Raw genomic sequence first — 6,530 nt, forward strand, 5'->3', positions numbered from 1 at the left:
AGTGGCTCAGTGGTAGAGCATCGCCTTGCCAAGGCGAGGGTCGCGAGTTCGAATCTCGTCTTCCGCTCCATTTGCATCCTATACCTCGGCTTGCGCCGGGGTGTTGTGTTTTTGTTATAATTAGGGTAAATTCTTTATCAGGATTTATTATGTATTTACAAATTGGTAAATCAGGGATAATCTAATAACATTGTGGCAATGCTGAGCAATGATAATAATTGGTAGCAGTTAGGAGGAGCATAAATGGAAGCCAGGTTAGAAAAAATAGAACACAGTGAAGCATACATAGCGGTAGAGGTTGATGCCGAGCAATTGGAAGAAGGTCTGCAAAAGGCTTATCTTAAGGTTGTGAAAGAGGTATCCTTGCCTGGATTTCGTAAGGGCCGCGTTCCTCGCCAACTGTTGGAAGCCCGTTTCGGAACCGAGATCCTCTACCAGGATGCTATAGAATATATCGTGCCCTTGGCCTATGAAGAAGCTGTCAAGCAGCTTGAGATTGTGCCCATCGCACAGCCCACTTTTGACATCGACGAAATCAACGTCGGCGAGGCGTTTACTTTTAAAGCCCGCATTCCGGTCAAACCCGAGGTTATTCTGGGCGATCTGGAAGGTATTGAAATCTCAGTACCCGCATTTGAGGTCACCGATCAGGATGTGGAAAACAGAATCAATGATATGCAGACTCGCTATGCTCAGCTGGTGGTGAAAGCGGATGATGAAGCTGCGGTAAACGGGGACACCGTGTACCATGATTTTGAAGGATTTATCGACGGGGTGCCCTTCGCCGGCGGTAAAGGCGAAAACTATCCTCTGGAGTTAGGCTCCAATACCTTTATTCCCGGTTATGAAGAGCAGGTCGTGGGTGTAAAAACCGGTGAAGAAAAAGATGTCACCGTAAAATTTCCGGAAGATTATCAATCCGAAGAATTGGCCGGCAAGGAAGCGGTCTTCACAATAAAGGTCAATAAGATTGAAACCAAACAAATCAGGGATTTGGATGACAGTTTTGTACAAGAGGTAAGCGAATTTGAAACTGTTGAAGAACTGCGCGGCAGCATCAAGCAAAACCTGCTGGAACAGGCTGAGGGCAGAAAACGCGACCTCATGCGCCAGGAATTGCTGAATCAGGCCCTGCAGCGCTGCGAAATACCGGTGGCTGAAGCGGTTGTCAAGGAGCACGCCGATATCATGCTGCGTCAGTTTGAATATCGCATGAACTCCCAGGGGCTGGACCTGAACCAGTACCTGCAGATCACCGGCAGCAGCATTGATAAACTCCGTGAATCCCTGTATCCGGAGGCGGAGACCAAAGTTAAATACGATTTCCTGCTGGAAAAACTGGTTGAAGAAAAAGGGATTGAAGTCAGCGACGAAGAAATAAACAAACACATAGAAGAAGTGGCTAACAATACCGGCTTATCCATAGAGGATGCCAGGGAGCGCCTGGAAGAAATAATGGAAGGTGTTACCATGCAGCTTAAGGTGGATAAAGCCATAGATTATTTATTAGATAAAGCCATAATCATTGAAACAACTCCTGAAACAGAAGCACCTGTAACAGATTAAATCAAGACCGGAGAGAACAGTAAAATTTAATTTGAATAATTTTTGTACTAAGAGGTGAATAATCATGTCATACCTGATACCAATGGTAGTAGAACAAACCAATCGGGGCGAGAGGTCTTATGACATCTACTCCCGTTTATTAAAGGACCGCATCGTTTTTTTGGGCAGTGCGGTGGATGATACCGTTGCCAATCTGGTCATCGCCCAGCTCCTTTTCCTGGAAGCAGAGGCGCCAGACAAAGATATTTCTTTGTATATCAACAGCCCTGGTGGATCCATCACCGCCGGCATGGCTATTTATGATACCATGCAGTATGTTCGCCCGGATGTCTCGACGATATGCGTAGGTCTGGCGGCCAGCATGGGAGCTTTCCTGCTTGCTGCCGGAGCGAAAGGCAAACGGTTCGCCCTGCCTAACGCAGAGATCATGATTCATCAACCCTGGGGGGGCACTCAGGGGCAGGCCACAGACATCGAAATTCGTACCCGGCAGATACTGAAGTCCAAAGCGACTTTGAACCGGATCCTTTCCGAGCGGACCGGTCAGAGCCTGGAGAAGGTGAAGGCGGATACGGAAAGAGATTATTTTATGACTGCTGAAGAAGCTAAGGATTACGGCCTCATCGACGAGGTATTCAAAAGAGAATCCCAGAAAAAATAGGGAGGCTCGCCAAGAGGGGTGAACTAATGCACAAGTACGGGGACGAAAAAGGTCAACTGAAATGCTCATTTTGTGGCAAGACCCAGGACCAGGTCAAGAAACTGGTCGCTGGACCCGGCGTGTACATCTGCGATGAATGCATCGAGTTGTGCAATGAAATTATTGAAGAGGAACTGGCTGACGATCTGGGATTTGAAATGGGGGACATCCCCAAGCCCAATGAGATCAAAGAGATTCTGGACGATTACGTTATCGGCCAGGAGAAGGCCAAAAAATCGCTGGCAGTGGCGGTTTACAACCACTACAAACGCATCAACCTGGGGATGAAACTGGACGATGTGGAGTTGCAGAAGAGCAATATCATGATGCTGGGGCCTACCGGCAGCGGTAAGACCTTGCTGGCCCAGACCCTGGCGCGTATTCTCAATGTGCCCTTTGCGATCGCGGATGCAACCTCTCTTACGGAAGCAGGGTATGTCGGTGAAGATGTTGAGAACATACTGCTCAAACTCATACAAGCGGCCGATTATGATATCGAAAAGGCTGAAAAAGGCATCGTTTATATCGACGAAATAGACAAAATTGCCAGGAAAACGGATAATCCCAGTATCACCCGGGATGTTTCCGGTGAAGGCGTACAGCAGGCCTTGTTGAAAATCCTGGAGGGAACGGTGGCTTCCGTTCCTCCGCAGGGCGGACGCAAACACCCTCATCAGGAATTTATCCAGATAGATACCAGTAATATCCTGTTCATCTGCGGCGGGGCTTTTGAAGGCATCGACAAGATCATTCAAAACCGTATCGGCCATCAGGTGATGGGATTCGGAGCGGACATCAAGATCCGCCAGGAAAAGAAAATCGGCGAGATCCTGGAAATGATCCTGCCCCAAGATTTGCTTAAGTATGGCCTGATCCCCGAATTCGTTGGCCGTGTTCCCATAATTGTCACCCTGGAAGCCCTGGACGCGCAGGTTCTGGTGCGCATCTTGAAAGAACCCAAGAACGCTCTGGTCAAACAGTATAAGAAACTGCTGGAATTGGATGGGGTGGATCTGGAGTTTATGGAGGACGCCATGGAAGCCATTGCCCAGGAAGCCCTGCGCCGCAATACTGGAGCCAGGGGACTGAGGGCTATCATCGAAGACATCATGCTGAATGTGATGTACGAGGTTCCATCCCGCATCGATATCACCAAAGTAGTGGTTACCAAAGACGTCATCGAGAAAAAGGAAGAGCCTCTTTTGGTGACGGTCGAAGCCAAGCGCAAAGTAAACTGATAATACACTGGTCAATAAGGAAAAGGCAGCGAAAGCTGCCTTTTTTTACTTGCTGATTTTCCTTATACCAAAGATACGCTATCGGGAATAATATTGTAAAACGGAAGGAAGGAAAAACAGCAATTGAATGATTTCTTTATAAGATACGGGGCAGTTTTATATTTGATACAATTGGCCTTCGCGATTATCATCGGCATGTATTTCTGGAACCTTTTGAAGAATCAGCAAAGCAGAAAAAACGTGGTAGTCAGGGAGGCCGAAAAAGAGACCCATAAACTCAGACAGATGCGCAAGGTCAAACTCAGTGAACCGCTCTCCAGCCTGACCCGCCCCGCCCACCTGTCGGATGTGGTCGGTCAGGAGGAAGGCATCGATTTATTACGCTCCGCCCTGTGCGGCCCCAATCCCCAGCATGTAATCATCTACGGACCTCCCGGGGTGGGAAAAACCGCCGCGGCTCGCCTGGTACTGGAAGAAGCCAAGAAAAACCAGGCTTCCCCCTTTGGAAACGAGGCCAAATTCGTTGAAGTCGATGCCACTATTACCAGATTTGACGAGAGAAACATCGCCGACCCCTTGATCGGCTCGGTTCATGACCCCATCTATCAGGGAGCCGGGTCCCTGGGTTCGGCCGGAGTTCCGCAGCCCAAGCCGGGCGCCTGCACCAAGGCCCATGGCGGCATTCTTTTTATTGATGAGATCGGGGAACTGCATCCCACTCAGATGAACAAGCTGTTAAAGGTATTGGAAGACCGCATTGTTCTCCTTGAAAGCGCTTATTTTACCGAAAATGATCCCAATATACCGCAGCACATCCACGACATCTTTGTGAACGGGCTGCCGGCTGATTTCAGGCTGGTGGGGGCCACCACCCGCATGCCCGGCGAGATAGCCCCGGCCCTGCGTTCCCGCTGTATGGAGGTTTTTTTTAACCCCCTCGATAAAGAAGATATCCGCCGCATCGCTCTGAGCGCGGTTCAAAAGATACAATTTGAGATCGATGAGGAGGCCTTGCATGAGATCATCCGCTATGCCGGCAACGGCCGCGAAGCTGTCAATATTGTGCAGCTCGCTGCGGGAATTGCTCAAATGGATAATAATAACCGCATCACCCTGAGCACGGTGGAGAAGGTCTTAAACAACGGGCGCTTTTCCCCCCGGCCGGAAGTGAAACTCAAACATGTTCCCACCGTGGGGGTGGTAAACGGTTTGGCCGTTTATGGCGCTAATGTGGGTACCTTGATCGAGGTGGAATGCAACTGCATATCGGTAGACGACGGCCGCGGGCAGTGGACGGCTACCGGAGTAGTTGAGCAGGAAGAGATGGGGGGAGCGGACCGCAAGTACAGCCGCAAGAGTATGGCCCGGGGCGCGGTGGAAAACGTGTTGACGGTTTTGCAAGCCCGATATGGCCTTAAACTCAAAGATTATAATATTCATTTGAACTTTCCTGGCGGGGTTCCGGTTGACGGGCCTTCGGCCGGGGTCAGTATAGCTACCGCCATTTATTCCGCCAACCAAGGTCTGCCGGTAGACCATCTCCTGGCTATGACCGGGGAGGTTTCAGTACACGGTAAGGTCAAACCGGTGGGAGGAGTGGTAAGCAAAATCGAAGCAGCTCGTAAAGCCGGTATCAAACGGGCTATTATCCCTGAGGACAACTGGCTCAACATCTTCACCAGCTTCCCTGATATTGAGATTATTCCGGTTCAAGATCTGCAACAGGTGTTTGATAAGGCTTTTATCTGCGAGAATATAAACATATAATGGAATCATAGGCATATAGCTGCCGCGAAAAAGCAAATCCTATGCAATATTGCCCCTTTTGAACACATATAGTAGAATAAATGGCTGGGAGGTGTAATGGTGCAAGAAATTAAAGAATACCGTCAAATTGCCATGCTGCCCCTGCGTGGCATGCTGGTTTTTCCATATACTGTGATTCACCTGGATGTGGGGCGTAAAAAATCCATCAAGGCCATCGAAGAGGCCATGCTGGAAAACAAAGAGATTTTTCTGGCTACACAAAAAGAGGCCCAGACTGATGAACCCGAGGAAGAGGATATCTTTGCCATCGGTACGGTGGCGGAGATCAGGCAAATCCTTAAAATGCCCGGAGGGACCATGCGAGTTCTGGTTGAGGGTCTGCATCGCGCCGAGATCAAGGGCTATACCGATCATGAGCCTTTTATAAAGGTGACCATAGCTGAATATCATGACGATGTGCATGAAAAAGACGCTCAGGTCGAAGCCCTTATGCGAACCTTGATCGCGCAGTTTGAACAGTATGTGCGTATGAGCAAAAAGATCCCTCCGGAAACCGTGGTATCTGTGGTGGCTATAGATGAACCGGGCCGTCTGGCCGATGTTACCGCTTCACACCTGACCCTGCGCATTCAAGAAAAACAGCGGATCTTGGAAGCCCTGGAAGTAGGGCCGCGTCTGGAGTATCTGTGCGAGATCCTGGCCAAAGAGATGGAAGTCCTGGAGCTGGAACGGAAGATCAATATCCGGGTGCGCAAACAGATGGAAAAGACCCAGAAGGAGTACTATCTGCGCGAGCAGATGAAGGCTATTCAAAAGGAGCTGGGCGAAAAAGACGATCGCACCAGCGAGGTGGAAGAATTGCGGGAGCGCATCGAAGAGGCCAATATGCCCAAAGACGCCCGGGAAAAGGCCTACAAAGAACTGGAAAGACTGGAAAAAATGCCGCCTATGGTTGCGGAGGCGGTGGTAGTGAGGAATTACCTGGATTGGATTCTGTCGCTGCCCTGGTCGGTTGAAACCAGGGACCGGCTCGACCTCAAAGTGGCCGCAGGCATACTGGAGGCGGATCATTATGGCCTGGAAAAACCCAAAGAGAGAATACTCGAATATCTGGCCATCCGCAAGCTGGCCAAGAAAATGAAAGGCCCCATCCTCTGTCTGGTCGGCCCCCCCGGAGTGGGGAAAACCTCATTGGGCAAATCGGTAGCCCGCTCTTTAGGCCGCAAGTTTGTGCGTATGTCTCTGGGAGGCATTCGTGA

Annotated in this window: 5 protein-coding genes; all 5 read left to right on the forward strand. The window is 49.9% G+C overall.

The genetic code is table 11. The features are described from left to right. The first annotated feature begins 243 nt into the window (after positions 1-243). A complete protein-coding gene (gene tig, locus B2633_RS03375) occupies positions 244-1,566 on the forward strand; it encodes a trigger factor (RefSeq protein WP_483169137.1) in 1,323 nt (440 codons plus the stop codon). A gap of 64 nt (positions 1,567-1,630) precedes the next feature. Then, positions 1,631-2,227: an ATP-dependent Clp endopeptidase proteolytic subunit ClpP gene (gene clpP, locus B2633_RS03380; RefSeq protein ID WP_483169139.1), complete on the forward strand. Its 597-nt coding sequence runs from the start codon at positions 1,631-1,633 to the stop codon at positions 2,225-2,227. A 26-nt stretch (positions 2,228-2,253) separates the two neighbouring features. Then, on the forward strand, positions 2,254-3,504 hold the full coding sequence (gene clpX, locus B2633_RS03385) for an ATP-dependent Clp protease ATP-binding subunit ClpX (RefSeq protein ID WP_483169141.1): 1,251 nt from the start codon (positions 2,254-2,256) through the stop codon (positions 3,502-3,504). A gap of 123 nt (positions 3,505-3,627) precedes the next feature. Then, complete coding sequence (gene lonB, locus B2633_RS03390; protein WP_483169142.1) at positions 3,628-5,271, forward strand: ATP-dependent protease LonB; 1,644 nt, start codon at positions 3,628-3,630, stop codon at positions 5,269-5,271. A gap of 132 nt (positions 5,272-5,403) precedes the next feature. Next, positions 5,404-6,530 (forward strand): LON peptidase substrate-binding domain-containing protein (locus tag B2633_RS03395; protein WP_483169143.1); only part of this gene is annotated, 1,127 nt, incomplete at its 3' end.

The sequence above is a fragment of the Syntrophomonas sp. UBA1041 genome, from assembly GCF_002316705.1.
Taxonomy (GTDB): domain Bacteria; phylum Bacillota; class Syntrophomonadia; order Syntrophomonadales; family Syntrophomonadaceae; genus DTU019.